We start from the raw sequence: 19,994 nt of genomic DNA on the forward strand, positions 1-19,994 counted from the left end.
ATGAAAGAACTGGAAAAGACCTATAATCCGGCGGCCATTGAGGACCGTCTGTACCAGAAATGGCTGGACAATAAATATTTCCATGCCGATGCAGAGAGAGGAAAGAGGGAAGGAAAGAAGCCCTTTACCATCGTAATGCCTCCGCCCAATATCACAGGCCAGCTCCATATGGGCCACGCCCTGGACAACACCATGCAGGACATCCTGATCCGCTATAAGAGGATGCAGGGCTACGAGGCCCTCTGGCAGCCGGGTACGGACCATGCGGCCATTGCCACAGAGGTCAAGGTCATCGATAAGCTGAAAAAGGAAGGCATCGACAAGAACGACCTGGGCCGGGAGGGCTTTTTAAAGGAGGCCTGGAAGTGGAAGGACGAGTATGGCAGCCGCATCATCCGCCAGCTCCATAAAATGGGCTCCTCCGCCGACTGGGACCGGGAGCGGTTCACCATGGACGAGGGCTGCTCGGACGCGGTATTAGAGGTGTTCACAAGACTTTACGAAAAAGGCTATATCTATAAGGGCTCCAGGATCATCAACTGGTGTCCCGTATGTAAGACGTCCATCTCCGACGCGGAGGTGAACCACGAGGAGCAGGACGGCTTCTTCTGGCATATCAATTACCCCATCGTGGGCGAGGAAGGACGCTTTGTGGAGATCGCCACCACCCGTCCGGAGACCATGCTGGGAGATACGGCTGTGGCTGTGAACCCGGAGGATGAAAGATATAAGGACCTGATCGGCAAGATGTTAAAGCTGCCGTTAACGGACCGGGAGATCCCGGTGGTGGCCGATGAATACGTGGACAAGGAGTTCGGGACTGGCTGTGTGAAGATCACACCGGCCCATGATCCCAACGACTTTGAGGTGGGAAAGCGCCATAACCTGGAAGAGATCTGCATCATGAATGACGACGCCACCATAAACGTTCCCGGAAAATATTTCGGCATGGACCGTTATGAGGCAAGAAAGGCCATGGTGGAGGATCTGAAGGAGCAGGGCCTTCTGGTGAAGGTGGTCCCCCACTCCCATAACGTGGGGACCCATGACCGCTGCGGCACCACAGTAGAGCCCATGGTAAAGCCCCAGTGGTTCGTGCGCATGGACGAAATGGCAAAGCCGGCCATTGAGGCGTTAAAGACCGGAAAGCTGAAATTCGTTCCGGAGAGCTTTGGAAAAACGTATCTCCACTGGCTGGAGGGGATCCGCGACTGGTGCATCTCCAGGCAGCTCTGGTGGGGACACCGGATCCCGGCCTACTACTGCCAGGAGTGCGGCGAGATGGTGGTGGCGAAATCCATGCCGGAAAAATGCCCGAAATGCGGCTGCACCCACTTAAAGCAGGATGAGGATACCCTGGATACCTGGTTCTCCTCTGCTCTCTGGCCCTTCTCTACCTTAGGCTGGCCGGAAAAGACAGAGGAGATGGAGTACTTCTATCCCACAAACGTTCTGGTGACCGGCTACGACATCATCTTCTTCTGGGTGATCCGTATGGTATTCTCCGGCCTGGAGCAGACGGGAGAATGTCCCTTTGACACAGTGCTGATCCATGGACTGGTGCGGGATTCCCAGGGACGGAAGATGAGCAAGTCCTTAGGAAACGGCATCGATCCCTTAGAGGTCATCGACAAATACGGCGCCGATGCCCTCCGGATGACCTTAATGACCGGAAATGCGCCGGGCAACGACATGCGCTTCTACTGGGAGCGGGTGGAGGCCAGCAGAAACTTTGCCAATAAGGTATGGAACGCCAGCCGCTTCATTATGATGAATATTGAAAAGGCTCCGGTCCTGGACGCACAGCCGGCGGATCTGACCATGGCCGATAAGTGGATCCTTTCCAAGGCCAACAGCCTGGTGAAGGAAGTCACTGAAAACATGGATAAGTTCGAGCTGGGCATCGCCCTCCAGAAGGTCTATGACTTTATCTGGGAGGAATTCTGCGACTGGTACATCGAGATGGTGAAGCCACGTCTCTGGGATGATAACGATACCACCAAGGCTGCGGCCATCTGGACCTTACGGACGGTGCTCATGGATTCCTTAAAGCTCCTGCACCCGTTCATGCCCTTTATTACAGAGGAGATCTTCTGCAACCTGCAGGAGGAGGAGCCGTCCATCATGATCTCTTCCTGGCCGGTCTACAAGGAGGAAAGGAACTTTGGTCCCGAGGAGCATGCCGTGGAGATCATCAAGGGAGCCGTGAGGGCGATCCGGAACGTGCGTACCTCCATGAACGTTCCGCCCAGCAAAAAGGCCAAGGTATTCGTGGTTTCTGAGGACCAGGAGGTACGGGAGATCTTTGAGCACAGTAAGGTATTCTTCGGGACCCTGGGTTATGCCAGCGAGGTAGCGATCCAGGCAGATAAGAACGGCATTGCTGAGGACGCCGTATCCGCAGTAGCTCCCCAGGCGGCCATTTATATGCCGTTTGCAGAGCTGGTGGACATCGAGAAGGAAGTAGAGCGTCTGAAAAAAGAAGAGGAGCGCCTGGCAAAGGAGCTTGCCCGGGTAAACGGAATGTTAAATAACGAGAAATTCGTTTCCAGAGCGCCCCAGGCCAAGATCGATGAGGAGAAGGCTAAGCTTTCCAAATATACCCAGATGATGGACCAGGTAAAGGAGCGTCTGGGCCAGCTTGTAAAATAAAAAAATTCCAGAGATCACCAGACTGCCGCAGGCTGTCGAAACAGAACGATGGGTTCTGCTTGCAGGCTGTCTGGATTTCTAGTATGATGGGAGGTACAGGCGGTATGAAAAGGAAACAGAAAGAAACGGCAGAACAGTACCTGGAACGGATCCCGTCCTTTGCGAAAAAAAAGAGCGGGATGGAGGATGTGAGGGCATTTCTGGAGCTTCTTGGAAGCCCGGACAGGGGAATGAAAATCTTCCATGTGGCCGGGACCAACGGAAAGGGCTCTGTGTGCGCCTTTCTGTCCTCGGCCTTAAAAGAGGCCGGGCTTTGCTGCGGAGCCTTTACCTCGCCCCATCTTTCGGATATCCGGGAACGGTTTCTGATCCAGGGGGAGATGGTCTCACGGGAGGCTTTTGACCAGGCCTTTGAGACCGTGTACGGGGCCGCCGGCCAGTGGACCGCCCAGGGGAAGCCGCATCCCACTTATTTTGAGTTTCTTTTTTATATGGGGATGGTGCTGTTTTCCAGAGCCGGGACGGAGGTCCTGGTGCTGGAGACCGGTATGGGAGGCCTTTACGATGTGACAAATGTGGTGGAACGCCCCTTGGTCTCTGTGATCACGTCTGTGAGCATCGACCATACGGCCTTTCTGGGCCATACGGCCGGTGAGATCGCAGTACATAAGGCGGGGATCATAAAGCCCGGCTGTCCGGCCGTCTATGACGATTCCTGTCCGGAGGCGGAGGCTGTGATCCTTGAAACGGCAGAAAAGAAAGGGAGTCCGGCGTTCCCGGTGGGATGCGTCCCCTTCCGCCTGGAGGGGGAAACGCTGGTCTTCCAGTGGGATTACCTGGGAAAGACAGAGGAATTTACCGTGGGCTTTCCGGCCCCCTACCAGGCAGAGAACGCAGCCCTGGCGGTGACGGCCCTTTCTGTGTCTGGTCTTGGGATCCCGGCAGAAGCCGTGCGCCGGGGCTTAAGGAGCGCCAGATGGCCGGCCAGGATGGAACGCCTGCTTCCCGGGGTCTATCTGGACGGCGCCCATAATGAGGACGGGATCCGGGCCTTTCTGGAGGCGGCCTGTCTTTTAAAGCGGGAACGGAGACCGGAGACCACCAGGCTTTTATTTGCCGTGGCAGCGGACAAGGAGTACGGACGGATGCTGGAAGAGATCGGCCGGAGCCTTCAGCCGGATGAATGTTATCTGACGGCGGCGGATACCTCCAGGGCCCTTTCCGTGGACGGGCTTTTCCAGGCCGCCAGGGAGCGGATGCCGGAAACAGCCAGGATCCGCTGCTTTGAAACTACGAAAAAAGCCTTTGAGGCACTGCTGGCGGACCGGACCGGCCGGGATCTTTCGTTTATTGCAGGATCCCTTTATCTGGCTGGCGAGATCCGGACGGCGGCAGCGGCCTGGATGGAGGAGAACGATGATCGATTTTGAGGAAGAGATCCAGCGGTTTAAGCCCAGCCTTGAAGTGGAGGCAGTCAGCGACGCCATTATAAAAAGCGATCTGACGGATATGGCAGACATCATGATGGAGATCATGAAGGAGATAAAGGAAAAATAATCTATGGACTATTTGCAGAAGATCCAGTTTGCGGCCAACAGCTACTATAACCGCGGCCTGGAAATGGCGAAGGAAAGAGATCTTTCCGGGGCCGCGCTGTACCTGAAGAGGGCGCTGCAGTTCAACAAATATCATACGGACGCCAGGAATCTTCTGGGACTGATCTTTTATGAGATGGGGGAGACCTCCGATGCGCTGACCCAGTGGGTCATCAGCATCAATCTCCAGCCGGAGAATAACCGGGCGGACCATTATCTGGACGAGGTCCAGAGGAAGCCGGGCCAGCTGGAGATCGCCAGCCAGACCATAAAAAAGTATAACCAGGCGCTGTTCCATGCCCAGGGCGGCAGCGACGACCTGGCGGTCCTGCAGCTGAAGCGGATCGTGGAGGAAAAGCCCAACTTTGTAAAGGCCCATCTGCTCCTGGCCCTTCTTTATATGGAGCACGGGGATCATACAAAGGCGGGAAAGTCCCTTTTTAAGGTCTTACAGATCGATAAGACCAACCAGAAGGCCCAGCGGTACATGGAATACGTGAAGTCCAGGACCGGAAAGGCCGATATGGAAAAGCGGAAGATGAAAAACGCCTTTTCCCACCGGGAGATGCAGGACGACGACGTGATCCTGCCGCCCACCTACAAGGAAAATACTGGCTGGCAGTCCATCATCAACATTGCCATCGGTCTGTTCCTGGGGGCGGTGCTGGTGGTGTTTATGGTGATGCCGGCCAGGGAGCGTTCGCTGAATTATGAGCATAACCAGGAGATGCGGGCCTACGCCGATAAGCTGAACCTGGCAAACCAGAAGGCCGACAGCCTCCAGAAGGAGGCAGACCAGTACCGCCAGGAAAAGGAGGCGGCGGAGGAAAACTTAAGCAGCCTCATGGGCGATTCAGACAGCACCCTGTCCCAGTACGGGACCATGGTACAGATCCTAAACGCCTGGCGGAAGGGAGACATCCAGACGGCAGTGCAGCTTTATATCGGCCTGGACCAGAGTAAGATCACCGATGAGAGCATGGCCGGCGTCCTGGGAGAGCTCCAGGCAGAAATGAATGCCAGCGCCCCAGCGGTCTTAGAAAGCCTGGGAGCCCAGAGCACAGCGGCCGGAGATTATGACACGGCCCTTCACTACTACGAAAAATATATGGAGATCAACGATAAGAATCCCCAGATCATCTTCAACATGGCCATGATCTATAAGACCAAAGGCGATGAGGAGACGGCGGACCAGCTGTTCGGCCAGGTGATCATGAACTTTGCCGATTCACCGCTGGCGGAATCGGCCAGGGCAGAGCGGGGATATTAGCGGAGACAGGCGCATGCCTGATGAAAAAGACCTTACAGAAGAAAAGCTGCAGGGTCTTTTTTTATGTCATAGGAAAGGAGACATATTATGGAACCATCATTTATTTATGAGGCCAAGGGCCGGACCCTGGTGATCCATCTGCCCAGGGAGCTGGACCACCACAACTGCCGGAACCTGAAATATGAGACGGATCTGCTCATGGCAGAAAATTATATTTCCAGGATCCTGTTTGATTTTACAGGGACGGAGTTCATGGACAGCTCCGGTATCGGCATCCTGCTGAACCGGTACAAGGAGATGAAGGCCAGCGGCGGGAAGACCTGTCTTTACGGAGCAGGTCCCCAGGTACTTCGGGTGTTAAAGATCGCCGGGATCCCGGCGCTGATGGAGATGTATGATTCAGAAGAGGCGGCGTTTGGCGGCCAGGGGGTGGAGAAGCCATGAAAAAGAGAGAAGTCGTAACCATAAAAATGGACAGTGTATCAGAAAATGAGGAGTTCGCCCGGGTGGCGGTGGCGGTGTTTTTAAGCCGCATGAACCCGACCCTGGAGGAGATCGAGGATGTGAAGACAGCGGTGTCTGAGGCAGTGACCAATGCGGTGATCCACGGCTACCAGGGAGGAGAGGGTACCATTACCCTGGAGGTGTCGGTGGAGGAGGACGTTCTGACGGTGCTGGTCCAGGATGAGGGCGTGGGGATCCGGGATGTGGCAAAGGCCATGGAGCCCATGTACACCACAGCGCCGGACGGGGAGCGGTCCGGCATGGGCTTTTCATTTATGGAGGCCTTTATGGATCAGGTGGAGGTGGTGTCCGCCCCAGGCTCCGGCACCACAGTGACCATGAGAAAGAAAATCGGCAGGTGACGCAGATGACAGACACCATGGAGTACATCAGACGGGCACACCAGGGAGATAAAGAAGCCAGGGATGCGCTGGTTACAGAGAACATGGGACTGATCTGGAGCATCGTCCGGCGGTTTGCGGGCCGCGGCTATGATCTGGAGGACCTGTTCCAGATCGGGAGCATCGGGCTTATGAAGGCCATCGACAAGTTCGATCTGTCCATGGATGTGAAGCTTTCCACCTATGCGGTCCCCATGATCACTGGAGAGATCCGGAGGTTTCTCCGGGACGACGGCATGATCAAGGTGAGCCGTCCCTTAAAGGAGCTGGCCGCAAAGACCGGGGCCGCCAGGGAACGGCTGGAGTTTTCCCTGGGCCGGGAGCCCACCATCGAGGAGCTGGCAAGGGAGGTGGGAGCCAGCCGCGAGGAGGTGGCCGCATCCCTGGAGGCGGGGGCGGAGGTGGAGTCCATTTACCGCCCTGTGGGCCGGGATGGTGAAAACGGCGGCTGTCTCATGGACCGGATCGCAGAAAAAAATTCAGAGAATGACCGGGTCTTAAACCGCATGGTCTTAACGGCGCTTTTAAAGGACCTGGGAGAGCAGGAGCAGCAGATCATCTTAAAACGGTATTTTGAGAATAAGACACAGACCGTCATTGCATCGGAGCTGGGTATCTCCCAGGTCCAGGTCTCAAGACTGGAAAAAAAGATCCTGAGGCAGCTAAGGGAGCGGATGCTGGAATAATAAAACAGAGTCTGTGCATACTAGGGATAAAAGGAAAGAAGGAGAGACCAATGAAACACGGACTTCAGATTTTTGCATCGGCAATGTTTTTTGCTGTCATTGTATTTATGGTCTGGTATATGATCTGCGGCATGCAGGGAGCAGAGGAGGGACCGGAGGGGACCCTGGTCTTCCACGAGGACGGGAAGCTGGTGGAGCTTTGAGCGATACGGTCTATATAAAGATATCCCAGAGCACAGAGGTGCATGAGCCGGAGGTAAGGGTAAAGGATATCGCCCAGGTCCACTGCCGGAATAAGGCGGCGGAGGCCAGGATCAAGGCCCTTAAGGTCACATCCTTTAAGGAGCGGGACCGGGAGGCCTCTTATGTGGGGAGCGTCATGGATCTTCTGGAGGAGCTGGAAGGGACTGGCTCCTCCATCCAGATAAACAGCGTCGGGGAAACGGATTTTATCGTTTCATATAATCCACAGATAAAGCGAAGAGCAGCCCTCCAGTGGATGAAAACGGCCTTTGTATCGGCGGTCTCCTTCTGTGGAGCGGCCTTTGCCATCATGACCTTCAATAACGACGCCAATGTCACCGACGTGTTCGGGAATCTTTACCGGCTCATCATGGGGGCAGAGCCCCAGGGGATCACGGTTCTGGAGATCTCGTATTCAGTGGGGCTTTCCCTGGGGATCCTGGTGTTTTTCAACCATTTTGCTTCCTGGAAGATCACCGTGGACCCGACTCCCATTGAAGTGGAGATGCGGCTTTATGAGGAGAACCTGGATAAGGCCCTGATCCAGAATGCCGGAAGGAAGGAGGCGCAGACCGATGTACGGTAAGCTGGCTCTCTGCTTCATCGGACTCAGCTCCGGAGGCGTCATCGCCGCAGGGATCTTTGCCTTTCTTGCCATCATCGGCGTGTTTCCTCGGCTCATCGGAGTGACACACACAAGATGCCATATGATCCTTTACGAGACCCTGCTGATCCTGGGGGGAACGGCCGGGAACCTTATGGATCTGTTCCATCTGCCCCTGGCAGGAGCGGGAACTGCATTCCTGGCCCTGTGGGGACTGGCCCTGGGAGTGTTCGTGGGGTGCCTGGTGATGTCCCTGGCAGAGACCTTAAAGGCGCTTCCAGTGCTGGGACGGCGTCTGGGGCTTGCGGTGGGGATCCAGTATCTGATCCTTTCCATTGCCGCCGGGAAATTCGTAGGAGCCATGGTCTATTTTTCCAGAGGATTTGGAGGTAACTGATGGAGATCGAGAAAAAAGAATACGGAACGTACGTCAAGGAGATCACCCCGGTCCACAGCACTGTAAAAAATATGCTGCGGGCATTTCTTGCGGGAGGGGCGGTCTGCACCATAGGACAGGCCTGTCTGGGCCTTTACGGCACCATGGGCATGGAGAAGGAGACGGCCGCGGCCTGGACCACCTTAACGCTTATTGCCGCCAGCGTGCTCTTAACGGGCCTTGGCCTTTACCAGAGGATCGTGAAATTCGCAGGCGCAGGAGCCCTGGTGCCCATTACAGGCTTTGCCAATTCTGTGGCGGCCGCAGCCATCGAATACCGGTCCGAGGGCCATGTGTTTGGTATCGGCTGTAAGATCTTTACCATCGCCGGTCCGGTGATCCTGTATGGGATCTTTGCCAGCTGGGCCCTGGGACTGGTATACTGGATGGGAGAGGCCCTGGGGCTCCTTCCGCACTGATCCGGGTACGGAAGCTGGAAAAAAGGATACTGCAAAGGCGGCTGCGGCGCTGCTTTTACGGTATCTTTTTTTGTTTTGGGGAAAGACCGGCAGACGGTAAAGGTAAGGGATCACATAGGATCAGACAGAAATTTCGGGATAACAGATAGGATTTTTTTAGGGTTTCTGATATAATAAACGGAGTCCGGCGGAGCCGGTCCCGATAAAAACAGTTATTCTGAAGGAGGTTTTTTATGCTCCCTGTGATTGTCTGTGATGATGATTCTTTTACACTCCATACTATTTCCGAGCTGGTAAAGCGATCCATAGAAAGCTGTGGACAGAATGCCAGGATCGCCTGCCTTACCGCTTCGGGCAGGGAACTGCTGGGCTTTATACAGAAAAATCCGGGGACCTATCTCTATTTCCTGGATTTTGATCTGGGCAGGCAGGAGCTGAACGGGATCGATCTGGTCCGGCAGATCTACCAGACCGATCCCCAGGGAAAGATCGTATTTGTGACCAGCCATACAGATAAGGGGATGGAGATCCTGAAAAGCGGCATACAGGCCTTTGGCTTTATTGAAAAGTCCCTGGATCATGAGAAAATGGTCCGTGAATTCAGCCGCTATCTGACGCTTGCCTCGCCCCGGAAGGAGGAGAGAGGATGCAGGCCCTCAATCGAGATCCCGTTAGGGATCGACGAAACAGTGCGGCTGCCCATCGACGATATCTGCTATGTGGATTCTGTGAAAACCGTTGCCCATTCCATCTGCTACCATACCCTCGACGGCTCTGCGGTCACAGTGCGGGACACCATGGATCACGCACAGGAGCTGCTGGGGGACCGCTTTATCAGATGCCACCGCTCCGTACTGGTCAACCAGTCCCATGTGCTTTCCCTGGAGAACGGCATGCTCCGTCTTTCCAATGGCGAAGCGGTCTCCTGTGCTTTTGGAAAGAGAAAGCTGATGGCAGGGTACTGCATCAGAAGAAAGGAGTTTTCCGATGGTTGTTGATATCTTTTCAAGCAAGGGTTCCCATATGCCCTTTTCCCGGATGCTGCCGGACGTCCTGGAAGAGCTGGGCATTTTTGCTCTGCATTTTGTCTTTTTATGCGGGATCCTTTTTCTTGTAAAACGTTTCCGATCCAGACTGCTGGCGCTTTCAGCCGCATTCCTGATGCCGTTCTTCCAGCTTTTTTTTGTCTGGAAGGTCAGCATCCATTCGGAAGTATTCCTTTCTGTGGCTCTTGCATTCCTTCTGACCGTCCAGATCCGGCTTCTGGACCTGATCCCATTCCATACGGAGGATCTCCTGTTCCTTTTTGCTGCTTTTCTGTTTCCGGCAAGGCTGTTCAATTCCACCTCCGTCCTGCTGGGGCATCTCTGGCTGTTCTGGCTGATCTTCTGTACATATCATACAGCTGTCAGACTGAGCCTTCACAGCCTCCGGGGGAACCAGTTTTTCTGCTATCTCTCGTTTGTGGTCCTGTCTGTTTCCGCCTATGGATTTTTCCTGGCCATCCATTTTGCCGTTCCCCTTTTCCAGAAAGCCTTTGGAAACCATGCGCTGGCGCTTGTCGCCGTCACAGGGCTGTATCTGCTTTTGGGAGCAGGAGCTGTCTGGCTTCTGCGCCATCGTTTGGGGGATGCCATGGAAAGGCTGAATCAGCTCGGGAAAAAATATCCGGCCATAGAATCCTACTATTTTCTATGCTCCGCTCTGATTCTTTCGTTTTGTACAGCCATGTTCCTGCCCTTTTCCATTATGTCCTCCCAGAATATGCTGGTGTTTCTCTTATTTCCGGCCTTATGCCTGGTTTTCCTGGCGATCCAGCTCCTGTTTTTCCGGCTGCTGTTCCGGGTGGCCTTTTATAAAGATTACGCGTCCTTCAGCCAGCTGGAAAAAGAAGGTCTCGCTTCCTATTACCAGAATCTCAGAGGAACCCTTTCGGCGATGCAGGATATCCGCCACGACATTAAAAATATTTTCTTTACTATGGGAAATTTCGTGAATGAAAGTGAAAATCAGGAAATGAAGGACTTTTTCTGGAAAAGGATCTATCCCTATGCCCAGGACACCATCCGCCAGAGCGAGCTGCTTTCCTCCATCTGTCAGCTGCCCTCTGAGCCGCTGCGGGCATTTTTCTTTTTGAAGGTCTCCCAGGCCTTACAGCAGAAGGCATCCATTTCCATGATGGTCCAGGTCCTTCCCGAAGAGTGGCAGGCGGGCATGGATCCCATCGACCTGACCCGTATCCTTGGGATCCTGATGGACAATGCCATTGAGGAAGCTCTTCTGGTCCCTGGAGGTATGATCGAGATCCGCATCACAGGAAAGCCCTATGGCTGCTCCTATACCATCAGAAATTCTGTTACCCGCCAGACCATGCAGAGAGGAGTCCATACAGGAGAAAGTACCAAAGGAAACGGGAGGGGAAGAGGCCTGGCCATCGTCCAGGAACTTTTAGAGGCCTACCGCAACGCCGCATTGAATTCCTGCCTGCTGGAAGACACGTTTATCCAGAGCCTTACATTATCATGGGACCACCCTTTGTCCTGAACATACAGAAATTGTCCTGAACCCGGCCGGCAGTTTCCTTTTCATGACGTCCCTTATACCATTCGGGCCAGATCCCCCAAAGATCTGGCCTTTTGTGTTATGATCGGGCAGATGAAAGGAGACAACGCTTATGAAACAACCAATCTGGAAACCATTTTTCCGCCTGCTGCACCAGGCCAGACTGCCATATTTTTATATCCTGCTCTATACGCTGCTGTCCATATCGGCCAGCCAGCTGTATCTGCTGTTTCCTTCATATACCCAGAAGATCATGCAGGGAAACATAAATCAGACCATGGCCCTCATGGTGGCCGCTGTTGTCCTTGGCCAGGCGTTCGTCACTTCCGTAAACCAGTTTGTGCTGGCAGCTGCCAGTGCGAAGGTGACGTTACGCTTCCGGGAAATGATATGGGGACAGATCCTCCGGCTGCCGGTCCCTTTTTTCGACGGCCAGCCATCCGGGAATCTGATCAGCCGCATCACCCAGGATACTTCAAAGCTCAGCGACCTGACAGCCACTCTTCCTGGAAACGTATTATCGTCGCTTTATATGTTTTTTGGAGCCTTTGGGATCCTGTTTTCCTATCACTGGAAGCTGGCCGCCCTGGAAGCCGTTATGATACCGTTTCTGTATGGTCTTGGAGTTTGGCAGGGAAGGATCCAGTTTTCATGGAACCAGAAGATCCAGGAAAAGATCGCAGGGCTTACGGGCCACCTGTCTGAGATCCTGTCCAGTCCGGCTCTTGTAAAAGGCTTTTGTGCAGAAGAATGGGAGACAAAACGGGGATCAGGCTGGATCAGCCAGCTGTTCCAGGCGGATTTTTTCAGATCTCTGATCAATACGCTCCTGCTCCAGCTGAAAAACCTCGCTTCCCTGATCCATACGGTCGCCATGATCGGACTGGGATTGTGGATGATCTCCCGTAAAGAGATCACCATTGACGTATGGGTGGCATTTTACCTATACTCCCAGAATCTTCTGAACTCTTTTTCCAGAATCATGAGTATATGGACTACGGTCAAGTCTGCCCAGGGAGCCGTCCGCCGGATTACGGAGCTTATGGAGGAAGCCACAGAAACCTCTGGCTCTCCCGCTGATTCAGGCTTTGTCCAGGGAGATATAAGCTTCCGGGACGTGACGTTTTCCTATGGAGAGAAGCCGGTCCTGGAACATCTTACCTTTACAGCCGCAGAGGGAAAAATGACGGCGCTCATTGGGTCCAGCGGGGCTGGAAAAACCACCGTTTTCCAGCTTCTGGAACGCTTTTATACCCCGGACCGGGGAATGATCCGGATCGGCGGCAGGGATATTTCTTCTTTTCCTCTGGAGGAATGGAGGCGTATGATCGGTTACGCTCCCCAGGCTCCCTTCCTTTTTTCTGGGACGATCCGGGAAAATATCCTTTACGGTGTCCACAGGCCTGTTACAGACCAGGAACTCTGCCGGGCCATACAGGACTCCTGCTGTGAGGAGTTTATCAGCGCCATGCCCCATGGCCTTATGACACGGCTGGGCGAAAATGGCAGCGGGCTTTCCGGCGGCCAGCGACAGAGGCTTTCCCTTGCCAGGCTCTTTCTTCAAAATCCCAGGATCCTGCTCCTGGATGAGGTGACTGCAAATCTTGATCCGGAATCAGAATATATGGTAGAACTGGCCCTGGCCCGTCTTAGAAAAGGGCGGACCACCCTGGTCATCGCCCACAGAAGGTCTGCCGTTAAAGACGCCGATCAGATCATCGTACTGAAAGGACAGGAATCCGGTCCGTCTGTTCCAGAAAGGAGTTTACTATGAAACGAAAAAATGATCAGTCCTGGAAGCCATTGGCCCATCTTTTGTCTGCCTGCGGGATCCCATGGATCTGGTATCTGGCCGACTTTATTTTTAGCCTTCTCATTTCCATGGTCACAGTCCGTCTTCCACAGATGACCGGAGCCATCATGCAGGGAGAGATTTTTGATAAGGGACTGCTGGCGGATTATGTGGGGATCACGGTTTTCTCCATGCTGCTTGCCTTTTTTTCCACGGTATTCGGCTCCTGGATCAGCCTTCATACAGACCGGGTCCTTCGGAAAAAAATATGGGAACATTTTTTATATCTTCCCATGACCATATATCAGACGTATAAGCCTTCTTCCCTGATCAGCCGTATCACCCAGGATACCTCCGGAATCAGCTATGGGATCTCCAGCTGCATTGGCGTGCTCACCAATACCTGGACGATTTTCCTTATGCTGAAAAACGTATACCGTATGAGTCCACGGATGGTGGCCTCCATAGCTGTGGTCGTTCCCTGGCTGATCCTGGTATCCGTTGTGACGGGACGTTTTGCTTTCAGAGCCAGCTGCCGTACCCAGGAGCGGTTTTCTGATTTTACAGCCGTCATTGCGGAGCGGCTTTCCAATATTAGGGGTATCAGGATCCATGGGGAGGAGCTTACAGAATTAGAAAAAGGACGGGAGGCCGCCCGGCGGCAGTATGAGGCAGACCTGTATCAGGCCAGGGTAAACCTTTTTTCCCAGCCGTTTATCTATACCAGTGAAGCCTTCTTAAAGGCCCTTTTCCTGATCTACGGAGGGTTTCTGATCAGCCGGGGAGAACTGGAATCCGGAGAATTTATTACGATTTATATGTATCTGGAAATGCTCCCGGTCTTTGCGATCCAGTATATTTTCGCATACCAGACGCTGAAGGAGACCCAGGGGGCCAGTATGCGGGCTGGACAGCTTCTTCTGGAACCGGCCGAGGATTTACAGAAGGGGGACTCCCTGGAGACGCTGTGCCAGGATATCCGGTTCCAGGACGTTTCTTTCCGTTATGGGGACAGGCCTGTCTTATCCCGTGCTACGTTTACGGTCCCGGCAGGAACCACCACGGCCATCGTGGGCCCCAGCGGCTCGGGGAAAACCACGGTCCTTCAGCTGCTGGAGCGGTTTTTTGTTCCTGATGAAGGCTGTATCTTACTGGGGGAAAAGGAGATCGGGGATTTCCGCTTAAGGGACTGGAGGAGCAGGTTCCGGATGGTCTCCCAGAATTCGCCCCTTCTGTCCGGCTCCCTTTTAAGTAATCTGGTCTATGGCTCCCGCCAGTCGCCCTCTGAAGGGCAGATAGAAGCGGCTGCCAGACAGGCCTGCTCCTACGGATTCATCTGCCAGCTTCCAAAGAAATTCCAGTCGGAGACAGGAGAAATGGGAAAACGTTTTTCTGCTGGGGAGCGGCAGAGGCTTGCACTCACAAGAGCGCTGGCCCAGGATCCCGAGGTGCTTTTGTTGGATGAGGCTGTCTGCCATCTGGATCCTGTCCATGCGTCAGAGGTCCAGGACCATATCCGGGACCAGAGGAAGTGCCGGTCCTGCGTCATCGTCACCCATGATATGAACGCAGCCCGACAGGCTGGACATATCGTTGTTCTGGACCGGGGGACTGTCTGCGGGGAGGGAGATCACGACACCCTGTATGAAACCTGTGGAACATACAGGAGGCTGTATGACCGGCAGCAGGCCGGGAATTGTTAAATAGGAGGAAAAATCACAATGAAAAAACATATCGTTTATAAAACTGAAGGCGTATGCGCCAGTAAAATCGAATTTGATCTGGAAGACGGGCGGGTGTACCATGTACAGTTTCACGGCGGCTGTAAAGGAAATGTCCAGGGGATCGCCAGACTGGCCGATGGACGGGCTCCAGAGGAACTGATCCGTTTATGTAAGGGGATCGACTGCCATAATAATAACTCTTGTCCGCATCAGTTTGCCCTGGCGCTGGAAAAGACACTTCAGGTATAGCTTTTGTTAAAAATGTAAAAATTTTAAGAATTTACTTGATTTATTTGCTGATATTTGCTATATTTATGGAGTGAGGAATGATTATTTGAATAAAAAATTCAAAATGTATAAATTTTTTAAATTATAACAAAGTGCATTGTGTCGCGGCATGCAAATAAAAATGAAAAAGAAAAGGAGAACGAGTATGAGGAAAAAACAGATGCGCAGACTTGCGTCTGCTCTGGCACTGACAATGGCAGCAGGTTTATTTACAGGCTGCGGAAATCCTGCCCCCAAGGAAAGTGAAAGCGCCTCCGCTGAGACGGAGAAGACCGAAGCCGGAGAGTCCCAGGAAGCTGGAAAGACCGAGGACAGCAGCGCTGCTGCAAAGGATACGCTGATCATCGCCACAGCCAATGAAACACCCAGCATGACCACACATCTGCATAACGCAACGGCGGGAGATTATCTGAATACCATGACCCATGACCGCCTGTTCTCCACCGGAGACGATCTTTCTCCCCAGCCCTCCCTGTGCGAGAGCTACGAAATCGTAAGCGATACGGAGTGGCTGTTCCATTTAAGAAAAGGCGTGAAATTCCATAATGGACAGGAAATGAAGGCCAGAGACGTGAAGGCATCCCTGGATCTCTGTAAGGAATCCCCACAGGTTTCCCAGTACGGCCAGTCCACCGGTACAGTAGATATCGTGGATGACTATACCATCAAGATCACCACAGACGGGCCTCAGTCCGGCCTCCTTTATGACCTCTGCCACCATGGAAACGCAGTCCTTCCGGCAGATCTGATCGAGAGCGGCCACGACTTCAATAAAGAGCCCATCGGAACCGGCCCATATAAGCTGGTGGAATGGAAGAAGGGCGAGAGCATCGAATACGAGGCCTTTGAGGATTACTGGGGCGGCGTAGCTCCCATCAAGCATGTGATCTGGAAGGTGATCCCGGAGGGCTCCTCTCGTACCATGGCCCTGGAGACCGGAGAGGTGGATCTGGTGGTAGACGTGGAGACCACAGACCTTACCCGTCTTATGGAAGATCCGGATCTGGAAGTGTTCAACGAGGCAGGAACCACCCATCAGTGGATGATGGTCAACAATGAGATCGCTCCCTTTAATAATGCAGATTTCAGAAGAGCCATTGCCTCCGCCATCGATAAAGAGGCTGTGATCCAGGTATCCTTACAGGGAACCGGAAGCGTCAGCGATTCCATGCTTCCCGGCTGCTTCAACGGCGTTACCGACACGGGAGCCATGACCTACGATGTGGAAAAGGCCAAGGAATATTTTGCAGCCTCCGGCCTGGATCCGGCTGACTGCGGCTTCGCTATCATCTGCTCTGACGATATGAAGCTCCGCCAGGGCCAGGTGATCCAGAGCTGTCTGAAGGAAAATCTGGGGATCGAGACCACCCTGGAGTCCATGGACCTGGCCACATATCTGGATGTGACCGCAACGGGAGACTACCAGGCAGCCATTGGAAACTACACAGCCTCCTCTGTTCTGGCATTTTCCCAGGGCGTTTACCACTCCATGTCCATCAACGGCTCCAATAAGACCAGGCTTAACAATCCGGAGATCGACGCCCTGATCGAGAAGGTTCAGGCGACCCTGGATCCGGAGGAGAACGAGAAGGCAGTCACAGAGCTGAGCGACGCGATCAATGAGCTTTGCCCGCAGGCTCCCCTGTTCGTAAGAAACAATATCCGTGCGTATAAGAAGGGCCTGAAGGGCTTCAACATCAACGCAGCAGGATCTACATATTATCACAAAATGAGCTGGGAATAGGAAGTTTCCCAATGCAGCCAGACACAGAAAAGAGCCAGCCTTGGGGTGTCCTCCTTGTGGAAGGGCCCCAGGGCTTTTCTGTGCTGTTTTTTTTATTCCCTTATACCAGTTTATTTTGCGATTTGCGGGTATTCCAAAATCGGTAAATCACATTGAAAAATAATCAAATTAAATTGTAATTATTCCGATTCGTGATATACTAAATCTGTAAAAACAGCCCTCAAACGAGGAGGTAAGAAGATGAAATATTTAACAGTTACACAGGCGGCAGAAAAATGGGATATTTCTGCCCGCTGTGTCCGTTTGCTTTGTGCCAATGGTGAATGCTCATGTGCGGTAAAGTAACACTATAAACTGAAAGATGAGTAGCCCCCTATTCCGTCCGATTTCAAGAAAAAAATGCTCTGGCAAGATGGAACTACCAACCCGCCAGAGCGTTTTATTTAACTGTTCTTATTTCATATATTCGTTACAGCTATGGTTATTGTATTGCTTTTTGATATGGACGATGATAGAGCCATCGGGCTGCTCTGCTTCATCAACAATCTGGAATTTTGTGTTCTTGCGTTCAAGTTGTACTTTGTAGTGTTCCAGTTCGTCTTTTACGGCTTTTACCGCAGCAACATGACCGAGGTCATCTTTTAACTGGAAATGGATAGTTTGTAGCAGACACGCCGCTTTAATTCGTTTCATTGTATTTTCCTCCTATATTTACAGATATGTCATGCTTTGATTGTTTCTGGCATATCTAATTTTTTGCGGATATATGTACCGACTTCCCCGGCACTGATATTGAGAGAAAATGAAAATTCTTGTGCGATAATGGCCTCTACTTTTTTCAGTATTTGTGCGTCACTGGAACAAAGCCCTTTTGCATTATCCTTTGATTTTAAGTAAAGGCAGCTTGCAAGCTGCAATAGTTCACATTCATCACGCCGAGATAAAATATCTTGAAATTTGATTGTCCTTTGTTTTCTGTCATTTGTCCAAGAGATAGTATGGTTTTTGACGCTTAAAATCGTCTGGTCTATATCCTCTGGCGAAAGAATAGGGCGCATTTGCTCAATCAATTTCTGGTTTTCCGCAGGTACAAAGATACAGGCACTTTCTTGATGAACAGGTTTCAGAATGTAATATTCCCGTTCGCAGGTATCAAAACTAAATTTCATAGGACGAATATCTTCAATTTTACAGATACCTTGATTGCCATAGTTTACATAGTCATTTTTTCTGGGCATGAGCTTCCTCCCTTCTGCTTAAAATTACATTACTTGCTGATAATGATTATACCAAAATCAGACACAATTTTTCAAAAGCGATTTTCCCCAAAAATTCTGCGTGTTCCTTTTGTGCAAAATGACAAGCGCAGTGCTACTATACCATTATCATTTTTTTAGAACTTTATTTTGAAGTTGACTTTTGAGGATTTTATCTGATAAAATAATTTAGCCAAGCAGCGAGCAGCGTAGAATCTTTGGTCGATTCTACGCTGCTTTTTTGTTTAGTACAGACAGATTTTCAAGGTGCGTCTGCTGTCGCTTGTGCGTAGTTTTTAGGTAGCTTTTCTCTGATAAAGACTCCAAGAAAATCACACTAAATGGAGGTTCCCCAAATGCAATCAAATCAACAAATCAATTATCTGGGGGAGGAGAAAATTCCTAAGCTAATGCTGAAATTTTCAATCCCCTGTATCTTATCTTTACTGGTCAGCGCACTTTACAACATTGTTGACCAGATATTCATTGGCAACAGTGAATTGAGTGCATTAGGTAATGCCGCAACCGGCGTTGTATTTCCGATTTTCATTATTGCACAGGCTTTTGCGTGGTGCTTTGGAGATGGTTGTGCTGCATACCTAAATATATGTCAAGGTAAAAAGGACACGAAAAATGCACCCGTTTGTATCGGTAGCGGTATTACCATTACCCTGATTACAAGCATCATTTTGTTAGCGGTTTTCTTCCCGTTCAAAACACAGATTTTGACGCTGTTCGGTGCGTCTGAAAATAGTATCGGTATGGCGATTGAGTATTTCAATATCATTCTGCTGTTCTTTCCGATTTTCATGTTGATGAACATGATGAACTCTGTTGTCCGGGCAGACGGAAGCCCGACATGGTCAATGGCTTCTATGCTTACCGGTGCGATTGTGAACATTATTCTTGACCCAGTGTTTATCTTTGGGTTTCACTGGGGAATGAAAGGCGCAGCTCTTGCAACAGTTATCGGTCAAACGGTATCTTTTGTGATTAGTGTTATCTACTTCTTTCACACTAAGACTTTTCATCTGACATGGAAACATTTTATCCCTAAATTTGGAGTGTTCTCTACGGCGCTGAAATTGGGTATATCTTCTTTTATTACGCAGATGACGATAGTGATTATTTCGTTGGTCTGCAACATGATGCTGGCAAAATACGGCGCACTCTCTCAGTATGGCATTGATATTCCGATTGCGATTATCGGTATCGAAAGTAAAGTATTTACCGTAGTTATTAACATTGTTGTTGGTATCATTTTGGGCTGTCAGCCAATTATCAGCTATAACTATGGTGCGAAAAAATATGCGCGTGTCAAACTGATATATCGCTATGTCCTTACTGCAACAATAGTGATTGGGGTTGTATCTACTTTGCTGTTTGAGTTTGCCCCCAATTTAATTGTTGGTATGTTTGGACAACCTACAAATATCCCTAACCCAGCAGATTACTGGCATTTTGCAGAATTAACATTCCGCATTTTCCTGTCTTTAGTAACCTTTACTTGCACGATTAAAATGACTTCTATTTTCTTCCAAGCAGTAGGAAAGCCAGTTCATGCGGTTATTTCATCTGTTACAAGAGATATTATTTGCTTTGTGCCTTTGGTGCTTATACTTCCTCGGTTCTTTGGTGTTGAGGGCGTTTTGTTTGCGGCTCCCGCAGCAGATTTTATTGCTATGATTGTTGCCGTTTCTATGACAGCCCGTTTTATGCGTTCTCTGGGAAAAGAAACCGAATGATTATTTCGCGCCAAGGGATCCGGGTCTGAGCTTTGCTCAGACCCATTGATTTTTCTCTCAGACCCAGCAATAC

Annotated in this window: 20 protein-coding genes; 18 read left to right on the plus strand and 2 right to left on the minus strand. The window is 51.5% G+C overall.

Going from position 1 to position 19,994, the window contains the following annotated elements; translation table 11 throughout:
• The 17 genes from OCV69_RS07530 (at nt 1) to OCV69_RS07610 (ending at nt 16,920) form a co-directional block, all read left to right on the plus strand.
• Complete coding sequence (locus OCV69_RS07530) at nt 1-2,652, plus strand: valine--tRNA ligase (protein WP_022273743.1); 2,652 nt, start codon at nt 1-3, stop codon at nt 2,650-2,652.
• Between the two features lie 104 nt (nt 2,653-2,756).
• On the plus strand, nt 2,757-4,082 hold the full coding sequence (locus OCV69_RS07535) for a bifunctional folylpolyglutamate synthase/dihydrofolate synthase (protein WP_158358486.1): 1,326 nt from the start codon (nt 2,757-2,759) through the stop codon (nt 4,080-4,082).
• Nucleotides 4,069-4,209: a hypothetical protein gene (locus OCV69_RS07540; RefSeq protein WP_022273745.1), complete on the plus strand. Its 141-nt coding sequence runs from the start codon at nt 4,069-4,071 to the stop codon at nt 4,207-4,209. Before OCV69_RS07535 ends, OCV69_RS07540 begins: the two co-directional genes overlap by 14 nt.
• Nucleotides 4,210-4,212: 3 nt before the next feature.
• Complete coding sequence (locus OCV69_RS07545; RefSeq protein ID WP_158358485.1) at nt 4,213-5,517, plus strand: tetratricopeptide repeat protein; 1,305 nt, start codon at nt 4,213-4,215, stop codon at nt 5,515-5,517.
• 84 nt (nt 5,518-5,601) lie between these two features.
• The gene (locus tag OCV69_RS07550; protein WP_158358484.1) at nt 5,602-5,961 is read left to right on the plus strand and encodes an STAS domain-containing protein; all 360 of its coding nucleotides are present in this window, start codon (nt 5,602-5,604) and stop codon (nt 5,959-5,961) included.
• Nucleotides 5,958-6,383, plus strand: coding sequence for an anti-sigma F factor (gene spoIIAB, locus OCV69_RS07555; RefSeq protein WP_022273748.1), 426 nt, complete (start codon nt 5,958-5,960; stop codon nt 6,381-6,383). The genes OCV69_RS07550 and spoIIAB overlap by 4 nt, the downstream gene beginning before the upstream one ends.
• A gap of 5 nt (nt 6,384-6,388) precedes the next feature.
• Nucleotides 6,389-7,108, plus strand: coding sequence for a SigB/SigF/SigG family RNA polymerase sigma factor (locus OCV69_RS07560; protein WP_158358483.1), 720 nt, complete (start codon nt 6,389-6,391; stop codon nt 7,106-7,108).
• A 50-nt stretch (nt 7,109-7,158) separates the two neighbouring features.
• On the plus strand, nt 7,159-7,311 hold the full coding sequence (locus OCV69_RS07565) for a hypothetical protein (RefSeq protein WP_022273750.1): 153 nt from the start codon (nt 7,159-7,161) through the stop codon (nt 7,309-7,311).
• Nucleotides 7,308-7,937, plus strand: coding sequence for a stage V sporulation protein AA (locus OCV69_RS07570; RefSeq protein WP_158358482.1), 630 nt, complete (start codon nt 7,308-7,310; stop codon nt 7,935-7,937). The genes OCV69_RS07565 and OCV69_RS07570 overlap by 4 nt, the downstream gene beginning before the upstream one ends.
• Nucleotides 7,927-8,352 (plus strand): stage V sporulation protein AB, encoded by a 426-nt coding sequence (locus OCV69_RS07575; RefSeq protein WP_158358481.1) that lies wholly within the window; start codon nt 7,927-7,929, stop codon nt 8,350-8,352. Before OCV69_RS07570 ends, OCV69_RS07575 begins: the two co-directional genes overlap by 11 nt.
• Nucleotides 8,352-8,810 carry a SpoVA/SpoVAEb family sporulation membrane protein gene (locus OCV69_RS07580; RefSeq protein ID WP_158358480.1) on the plus strand — a complete coding sequence of 153 codons (459 nt, stop codon included), beginning with the start codon at nt 8,352-8,354 and terminating at the stop codon, nt 8,808-8,810. Before OCV69_RS07575 ends, OCV69_RS07580 begins: the two co-directional genes overlap by 1 nt.
• Before the next feature lie 233 nt (nt 8,811-9,043).
• Nucleotides 9,044-9,808, plus strand: coding sequence for a LytR/AlgR family response regulator transcription factor (locus tag OCV69_RS07585; RefSeq protein WP_158358479.1), 765 nt, complete (start codon nt 9,044-9,046; stop codon nt 9,806-9,808).
• Nucleotides 9,798-11,354 carry a GHKL domain-containing protein gene (locus OCV69_RS07590; protein WP_158358478.1) on the plus strand — a complete coding sequence of 519 codons (1,557 nt, stop codon included), beginning with the start codon at nt 9,798-9,800 and terminating at the stop codon, nt 11,352-11,354. Before OCV69_RS07585 ends, OCV69_RS07590 begins: the two co-directional genes overlap by 11 nt.
• A 130-nt stretch (nt 11,355-11,484) precedes the next feature.
• Nucleotides 11,485-13,146, plus strand: coding sequence for an ABC transporter ATP-binding protein (locus OCV69_RS07595; RefSeq protein WP_158358477.1), 1,662 nt, complete (start codon nt 11,485-11,487; stop codon nt 13,144-13,146).
• The gene (locus OCV69_RS07600; protein WP_158358476.1) at nt 13,143-14,867 is read left to right on the plus strand and encodes an ABC transporter ATP-binding protein; all 1,725 of its coding nucleotides are present in this window, start codon (nt 13,143-13,145) and stop codon (nt 14,865-14,867) included. Before OCV69_RS07595 ends, OCV69_RS07600 begins: the two co-directional genes overlap by 4 nt.
• 18 nt (nt 14,868-14,885) lie before the next feature.
• Nucleotides 14,886-15,137, plus strand: a complete 252-nt coding sequence (locus OCV69_RS07605) for a TIGR03905 family TSCPD domain-containing protein (RefSeq protein ID WP_158358475.1) — start codon at nt 14,886-14,888, stop codon at nt 15,135-15,137.
• A 184-nt stretch (nt 15,138-15,321) separates the two neighbouring features.
• Entirely contained in the window at nt 15,322-16,920 is a 1,599-nt protein-coding gene (locus tag OCV69_RS07610; protein ID WP_262563044.1) for an ABC transporter substrate-binding protein, read from the plus strand.
• 453 nt (nt 16,921-17,373) lie between these two features.
• Here the strand turns inward: OCV69_RS07610 and OCV69_RS07615 are convergent, their stop codons facing one another.
• Both OCV69_RS07615 and OCV69_RS07620 read right to left on the minus strand, forming a co-directional pair.
• Nucleotides 17,374-17,613: a hypothetical protein gene (locus tag OCV69_RS07615; RefSeq protein ID WP_158358473.1), complete on the minus strand. Its 240-nt coding sequence runs from the start codon at nt 17,611-17,613 to the stop codon at nt 17,374-17,376.
• A gap of 29 nt (nt 17,614-17,642) precedes the next feature.
• Nucleotides 17,643-18,158: a CarD family transcriptional regulator gene (locus OCV69_RS07620; protein WP_158358472.1), complete on the minus strand. Its 516-nt coding sequence runs from the start codon at nt 18,156-18,158 to the stop codon at nt 17,643-17,645.
• Nucleotides 18,159-18,532: 374 nt separating this feature from the next.
• On the opposite strand from OCV69_RS07620, the gene OCV69_RS07625 reads away from it, so the two are divergent.
• Nucleotides 18,533-19,921 carry an MATE family efflux transporter gene (locus tag OCV69_RS07625; protein WP_262563045.1) on the plus strand — a complete coding sequence of 463 codons (1,389 nt, stop codon included), beginning with the start codon at nt 18,533-18,535 and terminating at the stop codon, nt 19,919-19,921.
• Nucleotides 19,922-19,994: the final 73 nt, after the last annotated feature.

Source organism: Alitiscatomonas aceti (genome assembly GCF_025567195.1).
GTDB lineage: Bacteria > Bacillota > Clostridia > Lachnospirales > Lachnospiraceae > Alitiscatomonas > Alitiscatomonas aceti.

Excerpts from the sequence above, each read along its gene's own strand:
- OCV69_RS07530 (WP_022273743.1), top strand. The coding sequence starts at position 1 with ATGAAAGAACTGGAAAAGACCTATAATCCGGCGGCCATTGAGGACCGT.
- OCV69_RS07535 (WP_158358486.1), top strand. The coding sequence starts at position 2,757 with ATGAAAAGGAAACAGAAAGAAACGGCAGAACAGTACCTGGAACGGATC.
- OCV69_RS07540 (WP_022273745.1), top strand. The coding sequence starts at position 4,069 with ATGATCGATTTTGAGGAAGAGATCCAGCGGTTTAAGCCCAGCCTTGAA.
- OCV69_RS07545 (WP_158358485.1), top strand. The coding sequence starts at position 4,213 with ATGGACTATTTGCAGAAGATCCAGTTTGCGGCCAACAGCTACTATAAC.
- spoIIAB (WP_022273748.1), top strand. The coding sequence starts at position 5,958 with ATGAAAAAGAGAGAAGTCGTAACCATAAAAATGGACAGTGTATCAGAA.
- OCV69_RS07560 (WP_158358483.1), top strand. The coding sequence starts at position 6,389 with ATGACAGACACCATGGAGTACATCAGACGGGCACACCAGGGAGATAAA.
- OCV69_RS07565 (WP_022273750.1), top strand. The coding sequence starts at position 7,159 with ATGAAACACGGACTTCAGATTTTTGCATCGGCAATGTTTTTTGCTGTC.
- OCV69_RS07575 (WP_158358481.1), top strand. The coding sequence starts at position 7,927 with ATGTACGGTAAGCTGGCTCTCTGCTTCATCGGACTCAGCTCCGGAGGC.
- OCV69_RS07580 (WP_158358480.1), top strand. The coding sequence starts at position 8,352 with ATGGAGATCGAGAAAAAAGAATACGGAACGTACGTCAAGGAGATCACC.
- OCV69_RS07585 (WP_158358479.1), top strand. The coding sequence starts at position 9,044 with ATGCTCCCTGTGATTGTCTGTGATGATGATTCTTTTACACTCCATACT.
- OCV69_RS07590 (WP_158358478.1), top strand. The coding sequence starts at position 9,798 with ATGGTTGTTGATATCTTTTCAAGCAAGGGTTCCCATATGCCCTTTTCC.
- OCV69_RS07595 (WP_158358477.1), top strand. The coding sequence starts at position 11,485 with ATGAAACAACCAATCTGGAAACCATTTTTCCGCCTGCTGCACCAGGCC.
- OCV69_RS07600 (WP_158358476.1), top strand. The coding sequence starts at position 13,143 with ATGAAACGAAAAAATGATCAGTCCTGGAAGCCATTGGCCCATCTTTTG.
- OCV69_RS07605 (WP_158358475.1), top strand. The coding sequence starts at position 14,886 with ATGAAAAAACATATCGTTTATAAAACTGAAGGCGTATGCGCCAGTAAA.
- OCV69_RS07610 (WP_262563044.1), top strand. The coding sequence starts at position 15,322 with ATGAGGAAAAAACAGATGCGCAGACTTGCGTCTGCTCTGGCACTGACA.
- OCV69_RS07615 (WP_158358473.1), bottom strand. The coding sequence starts at position 17,613 with ATGAAACGAATTAAAGCGGCGTGTCTGCTACAAACTATCCATTTCCAG.
- OCV69_RS07620 (WP_158358472.1), bottom strand. The coding sequence starts at position 18,158 with ATGCCCAGAAAAAATGACTATGTAAACTATGGCAATCAAGGTATCTGT.
- OCV69_RS07625 (WP_262563045.1), top strand. The coding sequence starts at position 18,533 with ATGCAATCAAATCAACAAATCAATTATCTGGGGGAGGAGAAAATTCCT.